Genomic DNA, 26,958 nt, shown 5'->3' with positions numbered 1-26,958 from the left:
CCCCTGCCTAGTTCAACTTTCCAAGATGTAAGGCGATGTGGCTAAAGTTTCCGCTCCTGACTGCATTAGTTGTATATCTGATGTTGTCCAAGAATGGGGTGCTTGACAGTGATGGGCAATTAGCAGTCCCCATAATCCTTTGGGGACTAAAACGGGTACGACTAGGTTAGCGCGGACTTGCAGAGTGCGGAGGAAGTTGCGGTGACAAGGGTTGATGATTTCTGATTCAATATCAGCGATCGCTTTTGTACGTCCCGCTAAATACAAGGCTGCATACTCATCATTAAAACATTCATCTGGCCCAGTTGACCCTAATATGGAAAATTCTTCCGCACTTAATGCTTCAAAGGTGACTTGTCCGTGCCATTGCGAGTAAAAGTAATATAACACTACCCGATCAACTTGCAGCGATTCTCTGAGGTTGTTCGTCGTTTGTCTCACTAATGCGTCCCTTTGCATTGTTTGCACAAGACGCTGGAGAACTTTTTGTAAACCCTGTTCAGTAGGGTTATTTGGGCTAGGTTCAAATTCTGCGTGGGAGTGAATTTGCACAGTTCTAAAATTATGAATAAGTCCAGTCTTTCACATTTATAGGACTTACGCATAAAAACGAAAAATCAAGCGTTTGGGCAAGGGTGTGGGGGTATAGGGGTATAGGGGTGTAAATCTTTAAAACCCTTACACCCTTACACCCTTACACCCTGCCTCAACAGAAAACTTCGATGCGTAAGTCCTGATTTATATAGTAATTTATCAGACTTTAATTCAACAATGATACTAAAAGAAGTAGACAACCTGAACTACCATACAATCATGATTTCACACTTTTTCTGCTAAATACTTATTTCATTTAATCTTGACACAGTTACAGGATCTAATTTGATGCTGTTCTAATTAAAATTTATTTTATATATAGCAGTTGCCACATAGGTTAGGACATACATGAATCATAAAACCTTTACTTTAAAGGGCTTTTGAACCTGTTCCCTGTCCCCTGCTATAATACCGATTCCAAAAATATTTACAACACATTGATTATCTGTAGGGGCGCACAGATGTGCGCTCCTACTAGGGCGGCAAGATGTCCACCCACAAAAGTTTAATTTAATTTTAATATTTCAGCTATAAGTAGGGCGATGCACTGCCTACCTCAAAGATATTTATTTTTTTTAATTATTAAATCGTATTTCTATATTTAAGTTCAAAAATACCAAGTAAGCTAGCTGCTAATAATGTAGGTAAAAAATAATAGATTCCCCGATAAGCTAATAGTGAACCTAAAATTGCTACTGCTGATATTTTAGAAGAAAGTAAGAGCAATATTACAGTTTCAAATACACCTAATCCCCCTGGAATGTTACTAATGACTGCGGCTAACATCGCTAGTAAATAAACTCCTAAAAAATTAGCATAAGACAAATCTGTATTAGTAGGCAGAATGACATAAAGAACTGAGGCGGCGAAAACCCAGTCAAGGCTAGATATAGCGATTTGGGCTAGGCATATAGAGAAGGTGGGAAAACGGAAGACATGACCACGAATTGTTAATGATTGTTTAATGAAAATACTGCTGAATAAGTAAATCGCTAGTAAAAATATAAAAATAAAGCTCAGAGGACGTACTGAAGTAAAAGATAAGTGTAATTGAGTCGGAATTGGCAAAGGATTTGTGAGAAAAATCAACCCGGCAACGGTGAGCATTCCTAACCAAAAGGTAAAATTCACAAAGGCAATTATTTGTGCGATCGCCACCACTGGCACGCCCCACCCGGTATAAAATCGATAGCGGATAGCACTGCCAGTTAATAAGGCAAAACCGATAGTATTACTAAACGCCGAGCTAATAAAGTTAGTTAAAGCAATTTTAGGCCACGATAGGCTGCGACCAACGTAGTGAAAGCCCAAAATATCGTAACCCACCATGATGGAATAACCAACCATCGTTAGTCCGATCGCCCAACTTAATCGCCTTTTGGGAATAGTCGCTAGTGAGTTGAGGATATCTTGATAATTATAAGCTCGTAATTCATTAGCGATCGCCCATATACAAAGCGCCAATAATAACAAACTCAACAAGTAACCAAAATTAAATCGGAGATTTTTGAACATATAGGCTTGGGGGTACAGGGAAAAGTAGCTGACTTTTCACGGGATCTGGAAGACCTCTCTCCAAACCTCTCTCCTACAAGGAGGAGCCACTGCGTTGCGCGGGTTTCCCGCGTTGTAGCAAGTGGCGTTAGAGGCTTTGATTTCTCCCCCTTCCCTTGTAGGGAAGGGGGCTGGGGGGTTAGGTCTGACGGAACGCTTTTCCACATAACGTGAAAAGTCAGGGAAAAGTAGCCGTCAATTGTCCATCAGGTTGACACACTATTGACAAATGTTTTGCGTAAGCTATGGAAATTAGTCGTAAGTCAGTGGTCAATTCTTGTTTTTCCTGTTTACCCTCATTCCCCATTTCTTATGTCTCATCATGATGCACTTATTGGCGAAAAAATTCACCTACGTCGAGGCGTAAATTTACAAGTCAGCCATAGTCCTGGTGTTTATCCACCGATGGTTTTCATCCACGGGGGAACGGGGAACCGCTTCAATTTTAGGATGCAGTATGAGTATGCCTTGGCTCAAGGTTGGGAGGTTTTAGCCTATGATTTGGCAGGGAATGGTCAGTCTAGTCGTTACTCTCGCTATTCCATCAGGCGGCATTGTCGAGACTTACACCGATTATTGCACCGCTTCGGGATGCAATCACCTGTGTTGTGTTGCCATAGTTACGGCGTTCCCATCGGTTTAGAGTTTGTCCAGCATCATCAAGTCAGGGGAATTATTGCTATTGCTGGGGGAACTCATGATTTAGCGCCTTGGTGGGAAATTCCTTTGATGAAGTTTATGGCTTGGGGTGGCAGATATTTGCTGCATTTGCCTGGTGTGCAAACAATTAATAAATTTCTCTCAACTTCCTACCGTCACAGTGTCATGGAACGGTTTTTTACAGAGAACCCAGCACCTACAGATTTTGATGCTTATAAAAGCTTAGAAATCTTTTGGAACTACAACTTTTTTATCCGTCATCCCTTACCCAAGAATCTGCATATTCCGGCTTTGATAATTACAGCCGGAAAAGACCCCACCTTTACCGCCAAGATGGGGGATGAGTTAACCAGTCACTTTGATCACGGGACTCATTTACATTTTGCCGATGGGGGACATTTGGTCATGGCTGAATGTGCTGAGTTGGTGAATGGAGCGATCGCTAATTGGTTAAAACAAAAAGTTATACCAATTCAAAATTCAAAATTCAAAATTCAAAATTAGAAATCCAGACACAACAAGGCTTTGGGGCTTTGGATTTGTCGCCTTCTTTTTTCAAATTGGTGTTACTATTAATCTCGAAGTATGAATAACAAAACATCTCGATTATTCTTCCTCACCAGTATTTCCTTCTGTCTCCTCACATTAACAGCTACCGCACAAACACCACCAACAACCCCCTCTACATCACAGCCACAACCAAGCACCCAGAAGGTAGCATCCCTCAGCTATCAAATAGAAACCTACAACAGCCAAGTGATGGGGGGAAGCCGCACCTACGGGGTATCCTTACCCCCAGGCTACGCACAAAACCCACAGCAAAGCTATCCAGTTGTCTTTCTTCTTCACGGTGGACATGGTTCACCCATAGATTGGTTTAAGTTAGGCAAGGGCAAAGCTTTGACAACTTTAGAACAACTCTACGCCACAGGCAAGTTACCGCCTAGTATTATCATTACCCCAGATGGTAACGATAAAAGGGGATCTAGTCCCTATAGAGACCCTGAATATTTTGATGGCCCTAATGGGAATGTTTCTACAGCTATTGGTAAGGAACTAGTACAAGTAGTTAAAAGCCGTTATCGTACTTTACCTAATCCTGATTTTTGGGCAATTGGTGGATTATCTTCCGGTGGCTGGGGTGCAGTTAATGTAGGCTTACGTAACTTAAATAATTTCTCAATTTTATTTAGTCATAGTGGTTATTTTCAAGATAAAAGCGGCCCAGCCAATAGCCCAATCACTTATATTAAAGATGTACCATCAGCAGCTAAGAAAAGATTAAGAATTTATTTAGATACAGGTAGCTCAGATCGTGATGAAGTAAAAGAAAGTAAGGATTTTAGTCAAGAACTAGCACGCTTAAATATCTATCATGTATTTCGTGAATATTCTGGAGGTCACACTTGGCAATATTGGCGGGAACATTTAGCAGATTCTTTGACTTTTGTCGGGGAACAATTTAAAACTGCCCAAACAGCCAGCACATCTAAAAATTTACTTCATCAACAATAGTTTTCAATTCAGTACCTGGATCTGGGCAATGCTTAATGTATGATCTTTTTGGCGATGCACTGCCCACTCTACTAATAATTTAAAAATAAAGTATGCCTTATATATTAACGAAAAATCGGAAAATTACGAGAATTTTCATGGGTATATTCGGTGCGATCGCTATCCTCATCGGTGGCGGTTATTACTATGTATTTGTATTAGGCGCACCGCAATTCGACCCACCCCAAGAAGAAGACAATACCGGGCTAAAATTTAAGTTAGAAACCTTCAACTCCCAAGCAATGGGTACAGTCCGCAATTATGGCTTGATTTTACCTCCCGGCTATAGCAAAAATCCTCAAAAGCGATATCCTGTTATATTTTTATTACACGGCGGTCATGATGATGCCCGTGCTTATGTTGATAAATATGCCATATTAAATATATTATCTGACTTATATAAGAGTAAAAAGTTACCTCCATCAATTGTGATTACACCCGATGGTAACGACAATCGCGGTTCTAGTCCTTTATATGACCCCGACTATTTTGATGGGACTAACGGTAAAATAGGCACTTTAATAGGTTCGGAGTTAGTCCAAACAGTCAAATCACGCTACCGCACTCTCGAAGCACCTCAATTTTGGGCTTTAGGAGGTCTATCTTCCGGGGGATGGGGGGCATTAAATATCGGGTTACGCTATCTCAACAACTTCAATATCTTTTTTAGTCACAGTGGCTATTTTACTGATAATAGCGGCCCACAAAATAGTCCCCAAAAATTTGTCCAACAGCTATCACCTGAAGATAGAAAAAGACTGCATATTTATTTAGATGCAGGCATGAATGATACGGAATTACTAGCTTCGACAAAATCATTTCATCAAACATTAAATCAGTTAGGAATAAAGAATGTTTTCTATCAATTTCCCGGAGGACATGGTTTATCAGGTGCTGATATAGGGTGGAATTATTTTCACAAACATCTGAGAGATTCGCTGACTTATGTGGGAGAACAGTTTAATAATTCCAAATCCAAATGAATAAGATATCTAGAACTCAACTAGGACTGGGGAGTGCTTCTATTCTAACTGCAATAGTTGGAGTAGTTAATTTATTATCAGCAGTCACCCCTAACTTGTATGGCAGAAATCATTGGTTAAAAGAATTTTTACCGTTTGATATTCGTGCTACTGGACATATATTTGCTGCCCTCACAGGGTTTATTTTATTAACACTTGCCAGTAATTTATTACGACGAAAACGAGTAGCTTGGATTTTGACTATAGGTTTATTAGTTATTTCTATAATTAGTCATTTATTAAAAGGATGGGATTACGAAGAAAGTCTTTTATCTGGGGTTTTATTGGTACAGTTAATTTTAATGCGCGATGTGTTTACAGCACAATCTGACCGTCCTTCAGTGGCGCGGGGTGTGCGGATATTAATAGGTGCATTATTATTCACCCTGGCTTATGGAACAGTAGGATTTTATTTGTTAGATGGCAAATTCACCGAAAATTTTAATTGGGGTGAAGCCGTCGTGCAAACTTTGGCAATGTTTTTTACAGAGGATAATTGGGGACTGCAACCAAAAAGTAGATTTGGGGAATTTTTCGCCAATTCTATTTATATAATTGCTGCCAGTACAATGACATTTGCAGTAATTATGCTTTTACAGCCTGTTTTATCGCGTAATTCTACTACTGCAAGTGAACAACGCAAAGCTAAAGAAATTGTCCAGCAATATGGACGTTCTTCCTTAGCAGCTTTAACGCTTTTAAGTGATAAAAGTTACTATTTTAGCCCTTCTGGTCTGAGTGTAATTGCTTATGTTCCTAAAGGCAGAGGAGCGATCGCTTTAGGTGATCCCATCGGCCCCATCGAAGATAGAATGGAAGCGATCGCCAGTTTTCGAGAGTTTTGCCAGCGTAATGATTGGTATCCAGCTTTTTACCAAACTTTACCCGATGATTTGCAATTATACACCAATTTAGGGTTTCAGGTGCTGAAAATTGGGGAAGAGGCGATCGTTGACCTCAAGAGTTTCACTTTACAAGGCAAAGCAGGTAAAAACTTTCGTCCTTCTATCAACCGTTTAACAAAATTAGGTTATCAAGTTAATTTCTATCAACCACCAATTACTAATGAATTATTGCAGCAACTTAAACCAGTGAGTGATGAATGGTTAAAAATGGTGCAAGGTTCAGAAAAACGCTTTTCTTTAGGTTGGTTTGATGAAGCTTATTTACGGGAGTGTGAGATTGCTGTTGTCACAAATCCCGATGGTCAAATTGATGCGTTTACCAACATTTTATCAGAATATCAACTTAATGAAGCCACCATCGATTTGATGCGTCATCGCCCATCGATAGAAAATGGGACAATGGATTTTCTCTTTACTTCCCTATTACAACATTTTAAAGATCAGGGTTACGACAGCTTTAACTTTGGTTTATCTGCATTAGCTGGGGTTGGTGAAAAACCAGAATCAAAGCGATTAGAGAAAGTATTACGCTACCTTGTGGAACATTTAAATCGTTTCTACAATTTTCAAGGCTTGCACACCTATAAAGATAAATTTCATCCTCATTGGGAAGCACGCTATCTAGTTTACCCCAGTTTAACCGCCTTACCCGATGTAGTTGTGGCATTGATTCGCGCCGATTCAGGCGATCGCCTCCTTGATTATTTCCAACCAGGAGCATAATATTAGGTGACAGGGGACAGGTGATAGGGGACAGGGAACAGGGAACAGTATTGAGTAGTAAGTACGTAGACATAATTAAATGTAAAATGGATTGTTGTTCGTAGTGAGCGATTTATCGCTCTGTTGCTGGGTTTTAAAGGACTAAAGTCCTTACTACAAACTTACATTTTATTAAGTCTCTCTACTTATCATCTGCAAAAAAAAATAAGCAATTACCACACTGTTAAAATAAATCCATAAATATTTGATGCCCCATCAATTCTATGACCATTGCTCAAGAATTAGCATCTCAAGAAAACATCCATAGTGATGTAATATTTCCCCCTGGTGATTTATATAGTGACGAACCACCCTTGGAAACTGAACTGCATCTGCGACAAATAATTTTACTTTTAACCTGCTTAGAATGGCTGTGGCGAGATAGAAATGATTTCTACGCGGCGGGAAACTTGACCATTTATTACAGTCCGCGTCAACTCAAATCAGAATATTTTCGCGGCCCAGACTTTTTTGTAGTGTTGGGGTGTGAACGTAAAACCCGAAAAAGCTGGGTAGTTTGGGAAGAAGATGGTAAATACCCAAATTTCATTCTGGAGATTTTATCTGACTCCACAGCCAAGACTGACAGAAATTTAAAAAAAGAAATATACCAAAATACCTTCCGCACTTTTGATTATCTTTGGTTTGACCCCTACACCTTAGAATTCGCCGGATTTCATTTAGTCGATGGAGAATATCAACCTCTGCAACCAGACGAACAAGGATATTTATGGAGTCAACAGTTAGGCTTATATTTGGGAGTCCATCAGGGCTTGTTGCGGTTTTTTACAGCAGATAGACAATTAGTCCCAACACCTGAAGAAACAGCAGACCAGAGACAACAAAGAATAGAACAGGTAGAACAAAAAGCCGAACGTTTAGCAGCAAAATTGCGGGAGTTAAATATCGACCCAGACACAATATAAAGTTTGTAGTAAGGGCTTTAGCCCTTTCTTGAGGACTAAAGTCCTTACTACGAACCCCCTATCTATCCACAGAACCCATAATCACGTCAATACTGCCGAGAATAACGACAATATCCGCGACTTTCACACCGCGCAACAGGTGAGGGAGAATTTGCAGGTTGTTGAAATCTGCTGGACGAATTTTCCACCGCCAAGGGAAGACATTATCATCACCAATGAGATAAATTCCTAGTTCCCCTTTACCGCTTTCTACACGGGCGTAAATTTCCCCCTTGGGCATTTTGAAGGTGGGCGCAACTTTCTTACCAATGTATTGATAATCAAACGCATCCCATTCTGATTTCTTCCCAGCCGCTAAACGCTTGGCTTCCAGGTTTTCGTAAGGGCCACCGGGTAATCCTTTGATTGCTTGCTTAATAATCTTTACAGATTCGCGCATTTCCCGCATTCTGACCATATAACGGGCTAAACAATCGCCGGCAGTCTCCCATTGTACATCCCAGTCGAAATCGTCGTAACATTCGTAATGGTCAACTTTCCGTAAGTCCCATTTTACGCCAGAACCACGCAACATGGGGCCGGAAAGTCCCCAGTTAATCGCTTCTTCGCGGCTAATTGTGCCAATACCTTCAATGCGGCGGCGGAAAATGGGGTTATTGGTGACTAGCTTTTCGTATTCATCAACTACAGGTAAAAAGTAGTCGCAAAATTCTTCACACTTGTCTACCCAACCATAGGGTAAATCAGCAGCTACCCCACCAACACGGAAGTAGTTGTTATTTACCATACGGTAGCCTGTGGCGGCTTCCCACAAGTCGTAAATCATCTCCCGTTCTCTGAATTGATAGAAGAAAGGAGTTTGTGCGCCTACGTCAGCCAAGAACGGGCCGAACCATAATAAGTGGTTAGCGATACGGTTCAATTCCAGCATGATGACGCGGATGTAGCTAGCGCGTTTAGGAACAGCAATACCAGCTAGCTTTTCCGGTGCGTTGACGGTGACAGCTTCATTGAACATCCCAGCTGCGTAGTCCCATCGGCTAACGTAGGGGACATACATAATAGTGGTACGGTTTTCGGCTATTTTTTCCATTCCTCGGTGGAGGTAGCCAATTACTGGTTCACAGTCAACAACATCTTCACCGTCCAAAGTGACAATTAGCCGCAGAACCCCGTGCATTGAGGGATGGTGTGGCCCCATATTCAGCACCATTGGTTCAGTGCGGGTTTCTATTCTTGCCATAAATTCCTTGTTCTCCCATTATGAAATTTTCGAGTTGAACCGTGTTGATGCCATCCAGACAAGCTCGCTCACATCTGCCAAAATCAAGTCTGTATGATGATCTTGGGGATACGCCCTAAATGTGTTATCCATAGGCGGGTATATCTGAGAGATGAGGGCAACTGAGGGGTTTTGCTTGATGTTTCATTTTGTTTCACTTCTTCAATTATTATAGGAAAGCTCGATAGCTAAAAATGTTGAGCCATAAGAATTTTTTCCTCTTTGGTCAATGGGTAAAGGGGAAGAAAAAATAATCATGAATATCTATTGACTCAATTGATGTGATTTATCGTCATCACTCCACTAATTGGCATTAAATCACAATATCTTCAATTCTTATCTGAATTTATACGTAAGTCAGACAGGTTATGTTTCAGTTATATTGCTGTTTTACATTTCTAATACATACTTATGATTGCCAATCAAGAGCGTTTTGATGCGTTAATTCAGAAATTAGAAATCTTCGCTCACAAACAGCCACGTACTTATACAGCATATTTCATCTGAGTGAGTTACAAAAGGGCGGGCAAGATGCCCACCCCACAAGACTTTTACCATTTATATCTGTACCTCATTTACCTACAAATTACTGTAAGTTACACGTTGCTTTTTTGGCTACTTTGGGTTACGCCTACATATTTTTGATTTTAGCGGCGACGCTGGGTTTGTCTGTGGGGTTGCTGCTGCTGATGTTGAATAGTCAAAGAATTTCCTCCTCAGCAATTAGAGGTAGCTTGTTTTTGCTGGCCTTTGCATTTGTGTTATTGCGATCGCTCTGGGTTGCTTTTCCCCCACCAGATGGTTTACCATTAAAAGCCCAAGATGCACCCGAACTCTATCGTGTAGTTAACGAAATCGCCTCCCAGTTAAAAGCGCCAAGGTTTCACCACATTCTGCTTACAGCCGATTTTAACGCGGGTGTGATCCAAATACCACGTTTAGGTTTGCTCTTATGGTACAGCAATTACTTAATTGTTGGTCTACCTCTCATGCTAGCACTATCACCGGCACAATTTCTTGCTGTTGTAGCCCATGAATTAGGACATTTATCAGGAAATCACAATCGTTTCAGTGGTTGGATTTATCGCCAGCGTTATACTTGGTATCGCCTGATAGCAGGATGAGAACAAGGTGGAAATCAATTCTCATTATTAATTTTTGATTGGTTTCTCAAGTTATATGTCCCCTTTTTCAATGCTTATTCCTTTGTTTTAGCCCGGAGGAATGAGTATGAAGCTGATAAATGTGCTGTTGATATTACTGGGGTGCAAAACGCGGCAGAAACGTTAATAAATGTTGAGGTCAAGTCTAGATTTTTACAGAATAATTTCTGGTCTGATGTTTATCAACAGATACAAACAGAAATTGAACCTCCCAGCAAAATTTATGCACAAATGGAGAAAGGTTTTTTACAAGCAATTAATAGAGAGACAGCAGATTTATATTTAAAAGTATCTCTGTCCGAGGAAACTAATAACGCCGATACTCGTCCTTGTTTAAAAGATAGGCTGAGGGCTTTGGGTTATATTCCCTATGCTGAAGAAGATATAGACATCAATATGTCTATTACAACTAATGCAGCTAATGGGTTTTTGGGAGAGTCCTTAATCAAATTTATCGAGCATTTTAACCAAGCTTGGCGAGAACAGACAGCCACCGCTTGGCGACAAAAACATACAGAAATTCAAGAATCAAGAGCTACATTCAAACAATTACAACAGAAAGCCCAAAAAGAACAACTTACCATCGATGAATCTCTACAACTAGCTTTCCTGACATGGGATTTTGAAAGTGAGTCAGCAGCTTTACCGATATTAGAGGAAATTGTCGGCAGAAATGAGCATCATGTCTCAGCTAATTATTTATTAGGGCAGATATTATTAAAGCGACAAGATCAGCAAGGCATAGAATATATTGAGAGAGCGATCGCCAAAGATAAGGATGCAGTAATTGACGGTTGTCGGCTAATTTATGACTTCCTACAACAACAAGGAAATTTAGAACAAGCACAGTCTTATCGACAACGTGCAGAGGAGCATTATCAGCTAATGTTGCAAGCGGAAGCTGAACGCTCAACTATCAAGAATAGTGACGAATTTCTCTCTCATAATTTACCAGAATCAGAAGTAAATAAACTGCGTCAACAGTTATCTCGTTATCCTCAAATTACCACAGCTTACTTAACTAGAAAAGTTGTCCAATTTTTCCCAGAAAAACCACTCTATGTTTTGGGAGTGGTGCGAAAAAATAATTTTTGGCAATTTGCATCTGAATCAGCTAACTCTGAACTTGCCAATACTCTATCTCAAAATATAGAATTTCCCTATCCTGCCTTTTTTGTAGTTTTAAATAACAATCCCAAGATTGAGAAAAAATTCCAACTCTTATCAAATGCAGCCATTCTCAATCATTAGCATTCAATTGTTGATTTTTGAGTATTTTTTGGATGTAATTGTAGAACAGTGATATTGTTAACTGTTGACTGGAAGAGAGGAAAAGGTAAAAGGTGAAGGAGTAAACAGAGAAGACTTTCCCCTTTCCCCTTTCCCCTTCCCCTTTCTCTAGACCAATGACCAATGACCAATGACTAATCAAGAACCAATATTTTCCCATCTCCCTGTATTACCGCAAGAAGTAATCGCAGGTCTAGCGGTGCGTCCAGGCGGTCATTATTTGGATGCAACGGTAGGAGGTGGTGGTCACAGTCGTTTGATTTTAGAGGCTGCACCAGATATCAAGCTAACTGCTGTTGACCAAGATGAGGATGCTTTAACAGCAGCGCAGAAAGAGTTAGGAGAATTTGGCGATCGCGTAAAATTTGTTCGCAGTAATTTTGCCGCTTATGAGTTCCCCAGCGCTAGTTTTGATGGGATACTCGCCGATTTAGGCGTGAGTTCTTATCATTTAGATACACCAGAACGGGGTTTTAGCTTTCGCCATGCAGCAGATTTAGATATGCGGATGGATCAAAGACAAACCTTAACCGCCGCCGATGTGATTAATGATGGGGATGAAGCTGAGTTAGCCAAGATTTTCTTTGAATACGGCGAGGAAAGACTTTCACGACGCATTGCGAGAAGAATTGTAGAAAAACGCCCCTTTCACACCACGACAGAATTAGCCGAGGCGATCGCATCTTCTGTTCCCCCCAAATACCGTTATGGTCGCATTCACCCCGCTACCCGTGTCTTCCAAGCCCTGCGTATCGTCGTCAATGATGAGTTAAAATCCCTAGAAACTTTCTTAGAAAAAGCGCCCCAAGCCCTTGTCCCTGGTGGCAAAATCGCCATCATCAGTTTTCACAGCTTGGAAGACCGTTTAGTAAAACACGGTTTAAGAAATTCACCTCTATTAAAAGTTTTAACCAAAAAACCCATCACTGCTACAGAAGCTGAGATTGCCAATAACCCGCGATCGCGTTCTGCCAAACTCAGGATAGCAGAGAGAAGTATCTGTTAATCTACCCCAATCCCCAGAGTTAGTAGGGTGCGTCAGTATGAATATTTTCTTGGTACAGCCAGGGTTTCTCTTACTGACGCACCCTACATTCTTCTCATCCCCAATCCCCAGTACCCAATCCCCAATCCCCAATCCTGTAACCAAAATAAAAGAGGGAGTTTAAACCCCCTCTACAGATAAAGCAATTATTGAATTGAAGATAGGCAAAAATTATACCAATTCTCTAAAATTAGGCGGCAGATGCTTTCTCACGAAAGTCTTGCCGCATCTATGTTTATTAATTGCTTAGGCTTAAGCCTTACCTACGGAGACGTTAGCCTAGCCGCAGGCTACGGCGAATTGGTCTTATATGCGGTTGGTTGGAAGCATGGCGATAGGATTGACTGCGCCTTTGCCAGATGGATGAATTTCAAAATGGCTGTGTGGCCCAGTGCTAAAGCCAGTGCTACCCATGTCGGCGATTTGCTGCCCTTGGCGTACCTGCTGACCCACTTGTACCAAAATTCTGCTGTTGTGACCGTAACGGGTCAAGCTGCCGTCTGCATGGCGAATATCTACAAGATTACCGTAACCGCCTTTATTCCAGCCAGCTTTTTCAACAACACCATCGGCTGAAGCATAAATGGGTGTGCCTACAGCGTTAGCGATGTCAATACCTCTGTGCATTCTCCCCCAGCGCCAACCGTAGCCAGAAGTGAGTACACCTTTTGCTGGCCAGTTGTATGCTACTGTTGACGAGTTCGATGGAGGAGGTACGTTCTCATCAACTGCTTGAGGTAAATACTGGTCTACAGCTGCCAAAGGTGGCAATGAGGGAGATACAGTAGTTCCTCGCAGCCTTCCTAGTGACTCAGAAGCATTGAGTCGAGTAGGCGGTGTGGCATTACGTTTACCTGTACGAGCAGGAGATACGTTAGTTCCCCTTTGATTGAGGATAAAATCTGGATTTAGTGGCTCGTTGACAGGGATGGTAGCGCGAAATTCAGGCTTAACAGGTTCGCTGCTGTAGTTTGGTGCTAGCGGTGTGGGAACAGGAATCTGTACAACCCTTTCTAGCTGTCTGGAAACGGGTCTAGTAACTGTCGCATTTCTGGGGCTAGCGACAGGGATGGGTACAGCAGTATCGTTGTTTTCACTAACGGTTACTAGTGCAGATGGAGTCCCAGATTGTTGAGCGCGGTATTTGGCTTGTAGCTTTTGAATCTCTGCTTGTAAGCTACGCAGGCGATCGCCTCTGCCTCTAGCGATTGTATTAGCAGGTTGTTGAGGCTGCTGTATTTCGATAAAGGCTTTGGGGATGGGAGCATTACCACCTACGCCTTGAGCATCAGCTGTTACAGGCTCTGATTCTGGGGCTGGCGGAACAATTGTATCAACTTGTTGTTGACCTTCAACTGTTCCTGGTGTTGGCACAGCAATAGGAATACTGCTGTTTTCCGCTACCACTGGAGCCTGAGCAACTGGCACAGTCGGGTTAACTCTGGTATTGTCTGATGAGACGTTAGGCAATAAAGGCGTGGTAGCATACTGCACGCGGTTAGAGCTAATGATGACTGGTGCTTGAGCGATGGTAGTTTTGTTAACTGTCGCACCAGGGATAACTAGTTTTTGACTAATTTGTAGTTGATTGGGATCGCTGAGATTGTTGGCTTTTACCAGTGCTGCCACTGTGGTTTTGTATCTGCTGGCGATCGCCGCTAAAGTATCTCCAGGTTTAACTTCGTAACTGCTTGCTGTTGATGGTGCGCTTCCTGTAATTGGTTGTACTGGGATGGTAATCGGCTGTGGCTGTTTTATAGTCGTTGCCAGATTCTCTTTGCCATTTGCTACTGTCAACGGCTGTTCGATGACTGTACCATTTGTGTTCAATGGTGGCAGTTGATTGGCTAAAACTGTTGGCTGTGTCAACCCAACAGTAGTTTTTGATGTATCTTTTGACCCCTCAGACCGCAACTCCGCCAGACTTTTTCTTAAACGGTTCGATTTTTCTTGTAAACGATTCAGCGCAAACTCTTGCTGCGCTTTTAATTGAGCGTTTATTTCATCATCAGCAGTTGTATTGTCTGCTGACTGTGTTGTTAATATTGTGTTTTCTTCAGCAGTCGCACCGTTGACATTGCTAGGTTGTGCTGCTACCTGTTCTACTGGCTTGGTTGTTTGTTCCCCTTGTGCCAGTTGAGCTTGCTGGTTGACGGCATCTTTTGCTGCGGCAACGTTTTGAGTATTATTCTCTGGTACGGGAAGTTGAACGGATTTTCCACTTGCCAAAACCTGCAACTTAGCTTCTAGTCCAGGCAACTGTGACACTGCTGTCGGTTCTAATATGACAGGATTCTCTGGTGTGCTGGCCGATATAGCTAGCGGCGTGCCTAGTTTTGTCGCAGCTGATTTTGCTTCAGTATCGGAAGTTGTAGGAATAGTTGAAGCTGCCTTTTGACTACCCACAGGCGCAGCCGCTTGGGCTTGATCGCTTTGTCGAGGCACCAAAAGGCTGGTTGCTCCCATAGAAATGGCTAAACCAATCATTGCCGCTTGTCTACGCGCTCGGCGATTAGCTTGGTGGTTTACTACGTTTAACTGATCTGCCGGGGCATCATCGCTGCTAGGGGTATTGTTCAACACAGCTTTCACTCTTTTTTTCAATGCTCGTTTCAAAGACGACCTCCTATGATCACTAGCGCTTAACTGACCTCAATTTTCCAGTTGGATACTAGTCAATGATTTAGATCACATCATCAGATAGATTTCAATCACTTTCACCAGAGATACTTAGGCAAGATTAACCTGCTTCTCTGATTTAGACAAGTTCACACCTGTCAGCAAAATTTACAGTTGCTATGTTTACCTGTCTTTTCCACTCCACACACCCTTACACAGTTTGCTATTCACACTTGTCTTGGCTGATTTTGCTTTAGGTGCTGTTGACCGGAAATTATATACTTACCTAGTCAACTGTTGCCATCAGCAATTTCTCGGCTATGACTCTGGAAAAGCAATGCCCCCTGCTGTTGATCTTTTCAAGTGTTTTTGACTTGATCAGTCTTCCCAACATGAGACTTTACGTCGATTATTCCCAAAAAAACAACCGTACACACTTTTAACAGTTTTTTTGACTGTTCAAGCACCCATAACCAGATATGACAGTGCAAATGCTTTATATGAATAGCTTTCACCCCTTTTGTTTCCGCAAATTGAGATGATTTTAATTCATCAAAATCTATCATTCAAGTCGCAAATGCGATGGATTTTCCTATACAAATTTCTTATAATTAATTCCCTGTATTTTCTCAATATTTTCAATATATACACTGTTTTCACTCAGGAGCAGTATTAATTAATACATTTATTTATTAAGTGGCAAACAGGAATTATGCACCAAGGGTGTCTGTTAAAACTGGGTGTAAAGATATAGAAATATAGCAGGTGACAGGTGAGAGTTGACAGCCTCACAAGCTGCTTGGTTGAAAGATTTGATGATTTATCTATGTCCTAACCTATCTGGCTACTGCTAGATAAGTTTTTTGAACATTTACAGCACTAGACCCCTATACCCTTGTCTAAACCCTTATTTTTCGTTTTCTTGCGTAAGTTCTAATAAAATCATGTAACTATTTATAGCAGATACCCTAACTGACGACGTGCTTCAAACAAGCTTATTGCCACACTAACTGAAAGATTTAAGCTACGAACACCAGCTTCAGCCATAGGAATGTGGAGGGTGGCATTACAAGCCGACAGAACATTGTCAGGTAAACCTGTGGTTTCACTACCAAACAGCAACCAATCATCCGGTTGAAATTGAAATTGGATGTAATTAGAACTACCTCTAACTGAAAAACCTAATAATTTGCCCCCACGCTCTTGATGTATATTTTTAAAGGCTTCCCAAGTTTTGTGATAATGCAGTTTGACGTAAGGCCAGTAATCTAACCCGGCTCTTTTGAGGTAGCGATCGCTAATTTCAAATCCCAATGGCCCTACTAAATGTAACTCTGTACCTGTAGCGGCACAAGTACGAGCAATATTGCCTGTATTGGGGGGGATTTGTGGATTAACTAAAACTACCTGCGGCATTGTCTATATATCTTATGTTTGTATCAAAATATCTATTAATTATGATAAATCTACCAAAAGGTAGAGGGCAATCATAGGTTTTATTAATAAGTGTAAATTTAACTATATCGATTAGAATTTTAAAACAAAAAAATTGGTCATTAGTCAGTAGGGGCGGGTTTATGGAGAAATTCATGGCGAAAACAAATATGTCAGTTAAACCCGCCCGTACAACAGTCAACAGTTTTGACTATGGACTATAGATTTATGCTGTTGCTGGCATACAAAGTTTATCTTGCAGTTCAATTTCGCGTTCTTGGGTGGCGGCTATGGCTTGGGTGATGACGCACTGGGTATCAAAGCCGACTTTATGCAGTTGTAGCCAATGTTGGGCTTCGTTTCCTTCCCGGAGGATTTTTTGTAAGGGGGAGAGGAAGCAACTAAATCCATGTTGTTTGGCGATCGCCCAAACTTGTTGATATATTTCTTGAATCCAATCTCTAGCTACTATGCTTCTGCCATCTTGCCATTGTGTGAGTTGGGCATCAAGGCTAGCACTAGCGGCGGCCATTTCGTTTTTATTGGTGAGGGTAATAAGTTCCTCAGCAGAAAACTGACTTTGGGTTAACGGATCTAAATCAGGGTTCTCTATTAGCTGTAATAAGCGGGCTTCTAAGAAGGCAGTGATCGCTAATAAAGAAATTGGGTCTGTAACTAGGTCACAGATTCTCAATTCTAGACGATTCAAATCATAGGGACGGCGATCGCCATTTGGTCTTACTGACACCCACAAGTGACGGACGTTTTGCATTGTCCCCATAGCCAATTGCTGTTCTACCCATTCGATATGATGGGCGTGGCTGGTAAATAGGGGAACATGGGTGGGTGTTTGGGGGAAGAGTCCCCAACGGGTGGAATGATAGCCTGTGGCTTTACCGTCGATGAAGGGAGATGAGGCGCTGAGGGCTAAATACAAAGGCGCTTCTACACGAATTAACCGACAAGCACGCATTAACAATTCTGGGTCATCAATGCCTACGTTGATATGCACGCTAGCGGTGACTACTTTTGTGCCGTAGGTTTGCTCAATATAGTCATGATAGGGGTTAGTTGGGTCGGAGCGGAAAAAGCGATCGCTTCTACCCAAAGATAAGGTACTCCCCGGAATTAGGGTATAGTCGCCCAATTGCTGAAGGTAATTTCTTAATTCACGCCGAGGACGTAGCAAGGCACACAATAAACTTTCATAACTGTTTAATGGGCTGGTTGTGTATTCTACGTTCCGGCTATCCGGTTCTCTGACAAACCCGTCCAATTCCGCCACAATTTTATCCGAGAGACCGACGATTTCACCTTGAGGCGTTCCGGTGTACATTTCAATTTCAAAGCCCTTTAATAAAACCACTTGCTTCTCCTCGGCTGTCCTAGCTTTTAAATTGTATCGAGTAAGACAATCCCTTACATCAACATACGACCGAATTTTCCATTAAGAATTATGCAACCATAGACTGAGACTTTTGAACTTGTGACCCCACTCCAGGTTAATTTATGAATGATCATTCAAAAAGCATAATTCTGGCAAATTTCCTAATTTTTAAATAATTAGAAAATTCGATTTTCTGATAATAACTTCTGTAACGGTGGTTTCGCTCATCAGAACTGGATTATACATTAAGAGGATACCAGTTTCAGCCAAAAGTAAATTTTGTCAATTGTTACTTAAGTATAAGTCCATACTAGCGTTTTATTGACCAAAAGAATGGGATTCAAGCCCCGCTATGAGAGTGTAGCGGAGGGCGGCTTTGATTCTTAATATACTCTTTTAACACTTCAATCGGCGCTCCTCCCACAGAATTGGAATCCTCACGCCTTCAGGCTGAGGAGGATGTCAACTAGTGTATTAAAGCTTGTATTGGTGGTAGACTTGACTGGCGGCGCGATGTAATAGGGAGTGTCGCCAAACGAGGGCCTGCATATCATCAGCGTAACCGCCACCGATGACGCAGGCGACGGGATAACCGGCACTGACACAGGTAGTCAAAACCTGCATTTCCCGACGGAAAAGACCAGTATCGCTTAAGGCTAGTTTACCTAAGCGATCGCCCATATGCGGATCAACGCCTGCATCGTAAAATACTACATCTGGCTGGATATCTGTGAGTAAATCTGGTAAGTAGCTGGCTAAGGTTTGGAGGTAAGCGTCATCTTCCATTCCCACGGGGAGGGGAACATCTAAATCACTTTTTTGCTTTGTTCCAGGGAAGTTGACTTCGCAGTGCATGGAAAAGGTAAATACACTATCGTCATTTTGGAAGATAAACGCTGTACCGTCTCCTTGATGGACATCTAGATCAACGATGAGGATTTTCTGCACGAGTCCCATTTTCTGCAAAACGCGGGATGCGATCGCTAAATCGTTGAAAATACAAAAACCAGAACCATAACTAGGAAAAGCGTGATGAGTCCCGCCAGCCGTATTGCAAGCTAAACCTTGACTAAGTGCTAACTGTGCTGTAAGTATTGTTCCCCCTACCGCTACACAGGTACGATTTGCTAAGGCTGGACTCCAAGGTAAACCAATACGACGCTGTGCTTGAGGATTTAATGTGCCTTCACAGTATGCTTGCACATAGTCTGGGGTATGAACCAATGCAATTAACTCTTGGGGTGGACTTGTTGGTGTGTGAATTTGTTCTGTTTGTGCTACACCATCAGCTAACAGCAATTCATAAAGTTGTTTGAACTTAGCCATCGGGAAGCGATGTCCTTGGGGTAGTGGCGCGACGTAATCTGGGTGATAAATGATTGGTAATTCCATGTTATGTAAAATCAGGCTAATTACTTAAAATATGGTTAGGCTGGCTGGTCATAGGTCATAGGTCATAGGTAATTGGGTTTTACTATTACCTATTACCCATTACCAATTACCAACCACTACGATATGATAAGTTCTTAAACCGACTTAATAATTATGACTGACTGGATTTTACCTCTAGGATTGCTCTTGTTTGGTTTAATTACCGGAGTGATTGGCGAGAAATTCATCTTCAAAAAGTTAGAAAAATTCGCGGTAAAAAAGGAAATTCCGGGAAGTCACATCATATTTAAAGCTTTGCGGCGTATGCCATTTATCTGGTTTACACTTGCAGGGCTTTCGGCAGCAATTGTGAGTGCGCCTCTCAAGCCAGATATTATTATTTTACTTCAAAGAATTACTAAAATTGCTTTCCTCTCATCAGTCACATTAGTATTAGCTAATCTGGTTTCAGGTTTTGTCCGGTTATATACGCATAAAACAGAAAGAGCTACAGCATCACTCATTGCTAATCTGGCTAAAGCTTGTGTTTTGGTTTTAGGCGCATTACTTTTATTACAAACGCTGGGTATTGAAATTACACCAATTGTGACAACATTAGGAATTAGTGGTTTGGCGGTTGGTTTAGCGCTACAAGATACTCTAGCTAATATATTTTCTGGATTTTATTTAATTATTTCCAAGCAAGTTAGAACTGGAGATTATGTCAAACTAGATGCTGGACAAGAAGGTTATGTTACTGATATTACATGGCGTAATACTACTATTAGGGAATTATCGAATAATGTAATTATTGTTCCCAACTCGAAGCTAGCTTCGGCAATTTTTACTAACTATCATCTCCCAGCTAAAGAAATTACTTTAACAATGAAGGTGGGGGTGAGTTATGACAGTGATTTAGAAGAAGTAGAAAGAATAACTGTAGAGGTTGCTAAAGAGGTAATGCGAGAAATAGCTCCAGAATTAATTGTAAATGAGCCATATATTAGGTTTCATACTTTTGGTGATTTTAGTATAGACTATACCTTATATATGCGTGTTAGTGAATATTTTGATCAGCGTATTGGTAAACATCTGTTTATTAAAAAGCTGCATAAACGTTATCAACAAGCAGGTATTTCAATTCCGTTTCCTGTGAGAACTGTATATGTGCAAAACAGCGATAAAGTTTAGAAAATAGCAGCGAATGGTCGCTTTTTCTCAAAAGATTGTGCTAACCCACCCTATTAGCTTTAGGACTTACGCAACTGGCATATTTTTTCTGTAGGGTGTGTGAGGAGCGATAATATTTGAACGTAGTCATGAGACTTGTAGCGTCACGCACCAACCACTAATTGTGACACTTGCGTAAGTCCTGAGCTTGTCAAGGCTAATACAGTAGGTTAGGGAAAAATTTAAATTTTAATCAATAGTATTAATTAATACTATTGATATCTACTTTGATGATGCTTGTGGCTAAAAAATCCCATTTTGCCGTAAATTCTGGCAGGTGAGAGGCTTTACCATAGAAAATGAGAATATAGGAATCTTAATCATAAGAATGACTTTAAACACTCAACAGCTAAGTGCGATCGCTAATTTTGAGAAACTGGTTTGGACTTGGCGCAATTACAAAATTCAGTACACAGTCATGGGTACTGGACAGCCGTTGGTGCTGGTTCACGGCTTCGGTGCTTCCATTGGACATTGGCGCAAAAATATTCCCGTTTTAGCCAATGCAGGCTACCAAGTGTATGCTATTGATTTGTTGGGTTTTGGTGGTTCGGCGAAACCCGCAATTGATTATAGTGTGGATGTTTGGGTAGAACTTTTAAAAGATTTTTGGACAGATCATATCCAACAACCAGCCGTATTTATTGGTAATTCTATCGGTGCGCTTATTAGTTTGATAGTGCTGGCGAAATATCCAGAAATTACGGCTGGTGGCGTTTTAATTAACTCGGCTGGTGGTTTGAGTCATCGTCCCCACGAATTGAACCCACCATTGCGGATTGTTATGTCTACTTTTAATAGAGTAGTGCGATCGCCCATCACAGGCAAATTCGTGTTTAACCGCATCCGCCAAAAAGCGCAAATTCGCCGCACACTCTACCAAGTTTACCGCGATCGCACAGCCGTCACCGATGAGTTAGTAGACTTACTGTATACCCCATCCTGCGACCCCGGAGCGCAACAAGTCTTCGCCTCCATCCTCACAGCACCACCAGGCCCCACACCAGGGGAACTATTACCCCAAGTTGAACATCCCCTATTGGTGATTTGGGGCGCTGACGACCCCTGGACACCAATTACAGGCGTGAAGATTTACGAACAAGCGCAGGAGAACGGCAAAGACATCACAATTATTCCCATTCCTGGCGCTGGTCATTGTCCCCACGACGAAGTTCCCCATGTTGTCAACGCCCAAATTGTTGAATGGTTAGAGTCCAGAGGTTAGGGACTGGGGACAGTGAACAGTTATCAGTGAACAGTGAACAGTAGAAATAACCTGACAACTGACAACTGATAACTGATAACTGACTATGGACTAAATAAGGCAAAATGGCAAGTAACAGTCTGGGTGAATGTTTATAATTGGTGGGTTGCACCTTGACAAAATCAATCTCAGGTGGTGTGTAATGGAGCTTGATGTGCGTGATAAACGGGCAATTCCCTTAATTCATCATCCAGATTGTGCTGCTTTAGGCTATCAAGTGATTCGAGAACTGGGACGTAACCGAGAAGAAGGACGCATCACCTATTTAGCTTATGACCGTAAGTCCAAGCAACAGGTAGTAATTAAAGAGTTTAGTTGTCCCAGTACCACTGCTGACTGGTCTGGTTTTCAAGCTTATGAACACGAAGCCCAAATCCTGCAAAAGCTAAATCATCCCCGCATTCCCCGCTATTTAAATTCTTTTGCAACTCAGACGGCTTTTTATCTGGTAATGGAGTATAAAAAGGCTGTGCCTTTAAGCTCAAGACACAGATTTCATCCAGAGGAAATTAAGCAAATTGCTTTGTCAATTCTAGAAATTTTAGTTTATTTACAACAACGAATTGACCCAATTATTCATCGAGATATCAAACCAGAAAACATTTTAATTGATGAACAATTAAATGCTTACTTGGTTGATTTTGATTTAGCTAGGGTGCAAGGTACAGAAACAACTCTCACCAGCTTGATAGCAGGAACACCCGGTTTCATGTCACCAGAAGAACAATTAGGTTATCCTCTTTCTTTAGCTTCAGATTTGTATAGTTTAGGCGTAACAATAATTTGTTTGCTGACTAATAGCTGTTCTATAAATATTGACCAGTTAATTAACAGTAATGGTTGTTTTAACCTCCAAAAATTAGCTCCCCAAGTTAATTTACGTTTCCGTTCGTGGTTAATGGGGATGGCGGCATTCAAATGGCAATATCGTTATGCTAATGCGGCAGATGCTTTAGCAGCACTCAAGCCTATTCCCACCACGGGGACTGCTACAGCTATGGAAATCTTGGTCACAGTCATGAGGTTGAAAAGGCAAACTGCTGTTTTGGGTTTAGCCATCATTGCAATGTTAGCAGTAGCCGGCACAACTTTGATTCTGTCTCAACAAGGTGGTGTAGCACAGCCGTTGCAGGAAGCGAAGAAGTAGGGACTGGTCAGTTATCAGTTATCAGTTGTCAGTTATCAGGTTATGTTCAGTGTTAACTGTTAACTGTTCACTGATAACTGATTAACTCCCCAACTCTAACAACCCAGGCGGGGGAGTGATTTCAATGCGGTGAGTTTGTAAGTCTACTACAGGTGCGATCGCTTTGACAAAGGGTATCAATACAGTCTGGGGTTTTCTGTCGCTAGCATCTGGCTGATGCAAACTTACTTCTAGTAAATCATTACCAGCCGGGATGACATCAACTACTGTGCCTACAAAATCGCCGGAGGTCTGTAAGAATACTTCCATACCAATCAAATCGATGACATGATATTCATCTTCGCCTAATTCGGGGCGATCGCTTGCTGGCACATACAACACACAACCGCGCAATTCTTCTGCTTGGTTGCGATTTTCCACACCAGCTAATTCCAGAACATACAGGTTTTTCCCTTCTAGATAACGACCGTGTAACAATTCTATAGGTTGGGGTTCAGTCTGCCCCGGACGCAATATCCACCGAGTTCCCGGCACTTCAAAGCGTTCGGGAAAGTCGGAGTCAGGATAGACTCGGACTTCCCCAGATAAGCCCTGTGCGGCGACGATTTTGCCAATTTGTAGCCATTCGTCGGGGTTGGGGACTGGGGACTGGGGACTGGGGACTGGGGACTGGGATTTTTTGGCTTTGTTTCTCCTCTGCGCCCCTGCGCCCCTGCGCCCCTGCTTTCCGTTCCCCTCTTGGGAGGGGCTAGGGGTGGGTTGCTCCCCCTGCGCCCCTGCGCCTCTGCTTTCTTTACGCTTCATCTCTTAGGCACTAACAGCTGTAGGCTGGTAAACTTGGGTGACGGCTTTGGCTAGACGCTGCATAGCCAGGGCAATTTCTTCATCGCTACCAGTGAGACTGATGCGTAGACATTGGTGTTTGTGCTGCCAGTCTTCTTTTAAACCTGGGAAGAAGGTACTACCAGGGACAACAATGACACCTACTTTCTTGAGTAGTTGGTAGAATTCCCAGTCAGTCATGGGGAGATCCTTTAACCACAACCAAGCAAATATTGCCCCTTCACCGCGATGGAGGAACCAAGGTAAATCCTTGGGCATAGCGGCATCTAATGTATTTTCGAGAACAGTGAATTTGTTTTGATAGAAGGGACGGATAACTTGTTCGGCTATTTGTACGAGGCTACCGGAGTTGATAGCACGAGCTGCGATCGCCTGTCCATAGCGTGAGGGATGAATGCACAAATTTGTCTGAAAGCACTCTAAAACTTGAATTAACTTTTCATCGCCGATAGCAACGCCGATGCGTTCTCCAGGTAGTCCTGCTTTCGATAAACTCATGCAGTGAATGATATTGTCACCAAACACTGGCTGCATCTCTGTAAAGTTGAGAGCTGGGAAAGGAGGGGCATAGGCAGAATCAATCAATACAGGTACATTGTAAGGTGCAGCCAGGGCAGCAATTTTTCTCACTTCCTCTTCTGTTAAAACGTTACCTGTAGGGTTGCAGGGACGCGAGAAGATAATACAGCCTGTGTTTTCATTGACTGACAGTTGACTAAAATCAGGACGATATTTGAACTTGTGGTTAGCAGCATCAATATCCAGAGTAGGCTTGTAAGCGTGTAAAGCTTCTGGGAACAAGCACACACCACCATAACCAGTGTAGTCAGGACTCAAAGGCAAAACTATCTGCTTGAGTTCACCATTGCTAGCGTAGCCCCCAAAAGCGTTAGCGGCGTAGAAATAGAGAGTTTGACTACCGGGAGTAATTAAGATGTTGCGCTCAGTCAAGTTTAAACCGTAGCGCTGATTAAAATCTTTGGCGATCGCCGTAATTAAAGGCCCATAACCCTGGCTAGAACCATAACGACAAACCACTTCCCCATATTCAGAACTAGCTAAAAGTTCTGTTGTCGCATCCCGCCATAGCTGCTCTACCTCTGGTAATATCAACGGGTTGCCTGCACTGAGATTAATTAAATCCTGCCCTCCACCAGACTGTAACGTTTCCACAATGTCCTTCATAATCGCTCGTACACCAGTCAGGTTGGACATTTGATCGCCAATTTTAGTTAGGGCAGGGTTCATAAGTTTTAACAGTAAAGATAATCGAGTTGACAAAAATTGTGCGCCTAATGCGCCAGACAGTTAACATTTTCCAGACTTGTCGCCTGTAACTAATGTACCAATCTTAGAAAAAAATGCAATTCAGGAGACAGTTATTCAGTTGACAGTTGACAGTTGACAGTTGACAGTTGACAGTTGACAGTGATAATGAATATTTTCTCCTCTGCTCCCCCGCTCCCCTGCTCCCCTGCTCCCCCACTCCCCCATCTCCCCCCACTTCCTCATCTCCCCCCACTTCCTCCACTCCCCACTCCCCACTCCCCACTCCTCACCTATTCCAGGTACGATTGCAGCATAGGTGTTTTTTGAATTTTGAATTTTGAATTTTGAATTGATTAGGAGGGCTAGCGCGTGGAAGTGAAAGCAGCAGTAGCTTACGGCGCGGGTAAGCCGTTGACCATTGAAACGGTTCAACTTGAAGGGCCGAAAGCGGGAGAAGTATTGGTTGAGGTTAAAGCCAGTGGAGTTTGCCATACCGATGCTTACACTCTTTCAGGAGCCGATCCCGAAGGTTTATTTCCCGCCATTTTAGGCCATGAAGGGGCGGGTGTGGTGGTAGAGGTAGGTGCTGATGTCACCAGTGTCAAGCCGGGGGATCATGTAATTCCTCTGTACACCCCAGAATGCAGACAATGTGAATATTGTCTAAGTTTTAAAACTAACCTCTGTCAAGCAATTCGCGCTACCCAAGGACGCGGTGTTATGCCCGATGGTAGTAGCCGCTTTAGTATCGATGGGCAGATGATTCATCATTACATGGGGACATCGACATTTTCTAACTACACTGTATTGCCAGAAATTGCTGTTGCTAAAATTCGTGAAGATGCACCCTTTGATAAAGTCTGTTACATCGGCTGTGGTGTCACTACAGGTATTGGTGCAGTCATCAATACAGCCAAGGTAGAACCAGGAGCAAATGTCATAGTTTTTGGTTTAGGCGGTATTGGTTTAAACGTCATCCAAGGGGCGCGGATGGTGGGAGCTAATATGATTGTTGGGGTGGATATTAACCCTAGTAAACGTGCTTTGGCTGAAAAATTTGGCATGACGCATTTTGTTAACCCCAATGAAGTTGAAGGTGATTTAGTCGCTTATTTAGTGGAGTTAACCAAAGGCGGTGCTGATTACACATTTGAATGTATTGGCAATGTTAAAGTCATGCGTCAAGCCTTAGAATGCTGTCATAAAGGTTGGGGTATGAGTGTAATTATTGGTGTTGCTGGTGCAGGACAAGAAATTAGCACTCGTCCCTTTCAATTAGTCACTGGGCGCGTGTGGAAAGGTTCAGCATTCGGTGGTGCTAGAGGGCGTACAGATGTGCCGAAAATTGTTGATTGGTATATGGATGGGAAGATAAATATTGATGATTTAATTACTCATGTAATGCCAATTGAAAAGATTAATGATGCTTTAGATTTAATGCACAAGGGTGAATCAATTCGTAGTGTGGTAACTTTTTAGATAGGCTTGTAGTAAGCACTTTAGTGCTTTTAGATTAAGGACTAACCCTCTTCTGTCACTTTCCGAGTATTCTGAATAAAAGGATGAAAAGAAAAAACTCTGGAAGGTAAGCAGGGCAATGGATGTAGAATTACAAATCCTCAAACATTTGGCAAGAG

At 42.1% G+C, this 26,958-nt stretch carries 21 protein-coding genes; 12 read left to right on the top strand and 9 right to left on the bottom strand.

Translation table 11 applies throughout. The features are described 5' to 3' along the window. Positions 1-12: 12 nt before the first annotated feature. On the bottom strand, positions 13-552 hold the full coding sequence (locus H6G83_RS15830) for a GAF domain-containing protein (RefSeq protein ID WP_190473944.1): 540 nt from the start codon (positions 550-552) through the stop codon (positions 13-15). 624 nt (positions 553-1,176) lie between these two features. Then, the gene (locus H6G83_RS15825) at positions 1,177-2,109 is read right to left on the bottom strand and encodes a lysylphosphatidylglycerol synthase domain-containing protein (RefSeq protein WP_190473942.1); all 933 of its coding nucleotides are present in this window, start codon (positions 2,107-2,109) and stop codon (positions 1,177-1,179) included. A 351-nt stretch (positions 2,110-2,460) separates the two neighbouring features. On the opposite strand from H6G83_RS15825, the gene H6G83_RS15820 reads away from it, so the two are divergent. From H6G83_RS15820 to H6G83_RS15800, 5 genes are all read left to right on the top strand, one after another. Next, positions 2,461-3,312, top strand: coding sequence for an alpha/beta fold hydrolase (locus H6G83_RS15820; protein ID WP_190473940.1), 852 nt, complete (start codon positions 2,461-2,463; stop codon positions 3,310-3,312). 81 nt (positions 3,313-3,393) lie between these two features. Further along, positions 3,394-4,323, top strand: coding sequence for an alpha/beta hydrolase (locus tag H6G83_RS15815; RefSeq protein WP_190473938.1), 930 nt, complete (start codon positions 3,394-3,396; stop codon positions 4,321-4,323). A gap of 92 nt (positions 4,324-4,415) precedes the next feature. After that, positions 4,416-5,345: an alpha/beta hydrolase gene (locus H6G83_RS15810; RefSeq protein ID WP_190473936.1), complete on the top strand. Its 930-nt coding sequence runs from the start codon at positions 4,416-4,418 to the stop codon at positions 5,343-5,345. Further along, entirely contained in the window at positions 5,342-7,012 is a 1,671-nt protein-coding gene (locus tag H6G83_RS15805; RefSeq protein WP_190473934.1) for a phosphatidylglycerol lysyltransferase domain-containing protein, read from the top strand. Before H6G83_RS15810 ends, H6G83_RS15805 begins: the two co-directional genes overlap by 4 nt. A gap of 263 nt (positions 7,013-7,275) precedes the next feature. After that, positions 7,276-7,977, top strand: coding sequence for a Uma2 family endonuclease (locus H6G83_RS15800; RefSeq protein WP_190473932.1), 702 nt, complete (start codon positions 7,276-7,278; stop codon positions 7,975-7,977). 58 nt (positions 7,978-8,035) lie between these two features. Here H6G83_RS15800 and H6G83_RS15795 read toward each other — a convergent pair whose 3' ends face one another. Further along, positions 8,036-9,220 carry an NAD(P)H-quinone oxidoreductase subunit H gene (locus tag H6G83_RS15795; protein ID WP_190473931.1) on the bottom strand — a complete coding sequence of 395 codons (1,185 nt, stop codon included), beginning with the start codon at positions 9,218-9,220 and terminating at the stop codon, positions 8,036-8,038. Between the two features lie 650 nt (positions 9,221-9,870). Between H6G83_RS15795 and H6G83_RS15790 the strand changes: the two genes are divergently transcribed. From H6G83_RS15790 to rsmH, 3 genes are all read left to right on the top strand, one after another. Then, a complete protein-coding gene (locus H6G83_RS15790) occupies positions 9,871-10,383 on the top strand; it encodes a M48 family metallopeptidase (protein WP_190473929.1) in 513 nt (170 codons plus the stop codon). Positions 10,384-10,524: 141 nt separating this feature from the next. Next, positions 10,525-11,673 carry a tetratricopeptide repeat protein gene (locus tag H6G83_RS15785; RefSeq protein ID WP_190473927.1) on the top strand — a complete coding sequence of 383 codons (1,149 nt, stop codon included), beginning with the start codon at positions 10,525-10,527 and terminating at the stop codon, positions 11,671-11,673. 169 nt (positions 11,674-11,842) lie between these two features. After that, on the top strand, positions 11,843-12,718 hold the full coding sequence (gene rsmH, locus H6G83_RS15780) for a 16S rRNA (cytosine(1402)-N(4))-methyltransferase RsmH (protein WP_190473925.1): 876 nt from the start codon (positions 11,843-11,845) through the stop codon (positions 12,716-12,718). Between the two features lie 345 nt (positions 12,719-13,063). Here the strand turns inward: rsmH and H6G83_RS15775 are convergent, their stop codons facing one another. From H6G83_RS15775 to H6G83_RS15760, 4 genes are all read right to left on the bottom strand, one after another. Continuing rightward, complete coding sequence (locus tag H6G83_RS15775; protein WP_313936263.1) at positions 13,064-15,340, bottom strand: peptidoglycan DD-metalloendopeptidase family protein; 2,277 nt, start codon at positions 15,338-15,340, stop codon at positions 13,064-13,066. 990 nt (positions 15,341-16,330) lie between these two features. Further along, positions 16,331-16,792: a tRNA (uridine(34)/cytosine(34)/5-carboxymethylaminomethyluridine(34)-2'-O)-methyltransferase TrmL gene (gene trmL / locus H6G83_RS15770; RefSeq protein ID WP_190473921.1), complete on the bottom strand. Its 462-nt coding sequence runs from the start codon at positions 16,790-16,792 to the stop codon at positions 16,331-16,333. A gap of 244 nt (positions 16,793-17,036) precedes the next feature. Continuing rightward, positions 17,037-18,176, bottom strand: coding sequence for a glutamate--cysteine ligase (gene gshA, locus H6G83_RS15765; RefSeq protein WP_190473919.1), 1,140 nt, complete (start codon positions 18,174-18,176; stop codon positions 17,037-17,039). A 495-nt stretch (positions 18,177-18,671) separates the two neighbouring features. Then, on the bottom strand, positions 18,672-19,589 hold the full coding sequence (locus tag H6G83_RS15760) for a histone deacetylase family protein (protein WP_190473917.1): 918 nt from the start codon (positions 19,587-19,589) through the stop codon (positions 18,672-18,674). Positions 19,590-19,742: 153 nt separating this feature from the next. Between H6G83_RS15760 and H6G83_RS15755 the strand changes: the two genes are divergently transcribed. The 3 genes from H6G83_RS15755 (at position 19,743) to H6G83_RS15745 (ending at position 23,209) form a co-directional block, all read left to right on the top strand. Beyond that, positions 19,743-20,759, top strand: coding sequence for a mechanosensitive ion channel family protein (locus H6G83_RS15755; RefSeq protein ID WP_190473915.1), 1,017 nt, complete (start codon positions 19,743-19,745; stop codon positions 20,757-20,759). Positions 20,760-21,126: 367 nt separating this feature from the next. Beyond that, positions 21,127-22,023, top strand: a complete 897-nt coding sequence (locus tag H6G83_RS15750) for an alpha/beta fold hydrolase (protein WP_190473913.1) — start codon at positions 21,127-21,129, stop codon at positions 22,021-22,023. 181 nt (positions 22,024-22,204) lie between these two features. Further along, positions 22,205-23,209: a serine/threonine protein kinase gene (locus tag H6G83_RS15745; RefSeq protein WP_190473912.1), complete on the top strand. Its 1,005-nt coding sequence runs from the start codon at positions 22,205-22,207 to the stop codon at positions 23,207-23,209. An 81-nt stretch (positions 23,210-23,290) separates the two neighbouring features. Here H6G83_RS15745 and rimM read toward each other — a convergent pair whose 3' ends face one another. Then, entirely contained in the window at positions 23,291-24,013 is a 723-nt protein-coding gene (gene rimM, locus H6G83_RS15740; RefSeq protein ID WP_190473910.1) for a ribosome maturation factor RimM, read from the bottom strand. Between the two features lie 3 nt (positions 24,014-24,016). Beyond that, positions 24,017-25,300: a valine--pyruvate transaminase gene (locus H6G83_RS15735; protein ID WP_190473908.1), complete on the bottom strand. Its 1,284-nt coding sequence runs from the start codon at positions 25,298-25,300 to the stop codon at positions 24,017-24,019. 390 nt (positions 25,301-25,690) lie between these two features. Between H6G83_RS15735 and H6G83_RS15730 the strand changes: the two genes are divergently transcribed. After that, positions 25,691-26,800, top strand: a complete 1,110-nt coding sequence (locus H6G83_RS15730) for an S-(hydroxymethyl)glutathione dehydrogenase/class III alcohol dehydrogenase (protein WP_190473906.1) — start codon at positions 25,691-25,693, stop codon at positions 26,798-26,800. Positions 26,801-26,958: the final 158 nt, after the last annotated feature.

The organism is Anabaena azotica FACHB-119 (genome assembly GCF_014697625.1).
In the GTDB taxonomy this organism is placed as follows: Bacteria; Cyanobacteriota; Cyanobacteriia; order Cyanobacteriales; family Nostocaceae; genus Trichormus; species Trichormus azoticus_A.
Note: the sequence above shows the minus strand (reverse complement) of the source record. Positions and strands in the feature narration are given on the sequence as shown.

Excerpts from the sequence above, each read along its gene's own strand:
- H6G83_RS15825 (WP_190473942.1), bottom strand. The coding sequence starts at position 2,109 with ATGTTCAAAAATCTCCGATTTAATTTTGGTTACTTGTTGAGTTTGTTA.
- H6G83_RS15820 (WP_190473940.1), top strand. The coding sequence starts at position 2,461 with ATGTCTCATCATGATGCACTTATTGGCGAAAAAATTCACCTACGTCGA.
- H6G83_RS15815 (WP_190473938.1), top strand. The coding sequence starts at position 3,394 with ATGAATAACAAAACATCTCGATTATTCTTCCTCACCAGTATTTCCTTC.
- H6G83_RS15810 (WP_190473936.1), top strand. The coding sequence starts at position 4,416 with ATGCCTTATATATTAACGAAAAATCGGAAAATTACGAGAATTTTCATG.
- H6G83_RS15805 (WP_190473934.1), top strand. The coding sequence starts at position 5,342 with ATGAATAAGATATCTAGAACTCAACTAGGACTGGGGAGTGCTTCTATT.
- H6G83_RS15800 (WP_190473932.1), top strand. The coding sequence starts at position 7,276 with ATGACCATTGCTCAAGAATTAGCATCTCAAGAAAACATCCATAGTGAT.
- H6G83_RS15795 (WP_190473931.1), bottom strand. The coding sequence starts at position 9,220 with ATGGCAAGAATAGAAACCCGCACTGAACCAATGGTGCTGAATATGGGG.
- rsmH (WP_190473925.1), top strand. The coding sequence starts at position 11,843 with ATGACTAATCAAGAACCAATATTTTCCCATCTCCCTGTATTACCGCAA.
- trmL (WP_190473921.1), bottom strand. The coding sequence starts at position 16,792 with ATGCCGCAGGTAGTTTTAGTTAATCCACAAATCCCCCCCAATACAGGC.
- H6G83_RS15760 (WP_190473917.1), bottom strand. The coding sequence starts at position 19,589 with ATGGAATTACCAATCATTTATCACCCAGATTACGTCGCGCCACTACCC.
- H6G83_RS15755 (WP_190473915.1), top strand. The coding sequence starts at position 19,743 with ATGACTGACTGGATTTTACCTCTAGGATTGCTCTTGTTTGGTTTAATT.
- H6G83_RS15750 (WP_190473913.1), top strand. The coding sequence starts at position 21,127 with ATGACTTTAAACACTCAACAGCTAAGTGCGATCGCTAATTTTGAGAAA.
- H6G83_RS15745 (WP_190473912.1), top strand. The coding sequence starts at position 22,205 with ATGGAGCTTGATGTGCGTGATAAACGGGCAATTCCCTTAATTCATCAT.
- rimM (WP_190473910.1), bottom strand. The coding sequence starts at position 24,013 with ATGAAGCGTAAAGAAAGCAGAGGCGCAGGGGCGCAGGGGGAGCAACCC.
- H6G83_RS15735 (WP_190473908.1), bottom strand. The coding sequence starts at position 25,300 with ATGAACCCTGCCCTAACTAAAATTGGCGATCAAATGTCCAACCTGACT.